The sequence below is a fragment of the Streptomyces sp. NPDC051636 genome (assembly GCF_044453765.1).
Lineage (GTDB): Bacteria > Actinomycetota > Actinomycetes > Streptomycetales > Streptomycetaceae > Streptomyces.
The window spans coordinates 1-1,446 of record NZ_JBITDA010000090.1; the positions used below are offsets into that span (position 1 = coordinate 1).

Genomic DNA, 1,446 nt, shown 5'->3' on the forward strand with positions numbered 1-1,446 from the left:
CGATTCCTAATGGAGATGTCAAGCGGCCAGTGTGACGGGCGGTATTGGGCTGTAGCACCGTCCGTCACGCAAGAGAGCCCACAGAACATTGACGCGGCGGCGGGCAAGGGCCATGACGGCCTGGGCGTGTCGTTTCCCTTCGGCACGCTTGCGGTCGTAGAAGCGGCGGGATTCGTCACAGCAGCGGATGCTGATCAACGCGGACGTGTAGAAGACACGTTGAAGGCGTCGGTTGTAGCGGGTGGGACGGTGCAGGTTGCCGCTCACCTTCCCGGAGTCACGAGGCACAGGAGAGACGCCGGCGAAGGCGGCCAGCCGGTCCGGACTGGCGAAGGCATCCATGTCTCCACCGGTGGCGGCCAGGAACTCGGCGCCCAGCAGGACGCCGATGCCGGGCATGCTCGTGATCACTTCCGCGTTGCGGTGGCGGCGAAAGCGGCCCTCGATGAGCTTGTCGGTCTCCGCGATCTTCTCGTTGAGGGCCATCACCTCCCTGGCCAGGGAGTGCACGACATGGGCGGTCATGTCCTCGCCGGGGACAGCAGTGTGCTGTCCTTCGGCCGCCTGGACTGCCTTGGCGGCGAGTTCGTCGGCGCTGCGGACCTTGCGGTTGCGCAGCCAGGTGGCCAGGCGTCGTCGGCCGGTGCGGCGGATGGCGGCCGGGGTCTGGTAGCCGGTCAGCAGCACCAGGGGGCCGATGTTGCCCAGGTCCAGTTCGCGTTCCAGGCCGGGGAAGATCTCGGTGAGGTGGCCGCGGAGCCGGTTAACGGTCCGGGTGCGGTCGTCGCTGAGATCGCGGCGGTGGCGGGTGAGGACCTTCAGCTCGGACAGCAGCTCGTCGCCGGACCGCAAGGGCGTGAGGTCGCGCCGGATCCGGGCCTGATCGGCGATGACCGCCGCATCCTTGGCGTCGGTCTTGCCGTCGCCCCGGTAGCCCTCGGAGGCCCGGTTGACTGCCCGTCCTGGGATGTAGAGAAGCTGCTGGCCGTGGTTGAGCAAGACCGCGATGACCAGAGCGGCTCCACCGTCCGCCAGGTCGATGCCCCACGTCGCTTCGTCGCCCAGGTCGAGAACGTCTCCGAGCAGCTTGAACAGGTCGTTCTCGTCATTGGCGACGCGCCGGGACAGCAGCCGCTTGCCGGTGTCGTCGATCACCACACAGTGGTGGTGAGTCTTCCCGGCGTCGATACCGGCCCAGATCGCTGTCACTTGCCACTCCGCAGGTCGTGTTCGTACAAGTACCACTGACGACCTCGCTGTCGAGTCCCTACTGAGCGATCAGTGCCGCAATTCCTAATGAGCAGCCGAGTCGTCGTGGGGCACCGGGCGGCGAATCGTCAGAAGCCACGACAACGACAGACTGGTGAAAGCCACACCCGGCACCCCTGGGTGAGCCAACCCTACGAATGGCTCGCTCAGCCCGATCAACAAGGTAGGGACTGGTGA

1 protein-coding gene is annotated in these 1,446 nt (G+C 66.3%); it reads right to left on the bottom strand.

Annotated elements, in window-relative coordinates; all coding sequences use genetic code 11:
- Window positions 1-18 precede the first annotated feature (18 nt).
- A complete protein-coding gene (locus tag ACIBBH_RS42500; RefSeq protein ID WP_399414364.1) occupies window positions 19-1,209 on the bottom strand; it encodes an IS110 family transposase in 1,191 nt (396 codons plus the stop codon).
- Between the last annotated feature and the right edge of the window lie 237 nt (window positions 1,210-1,446).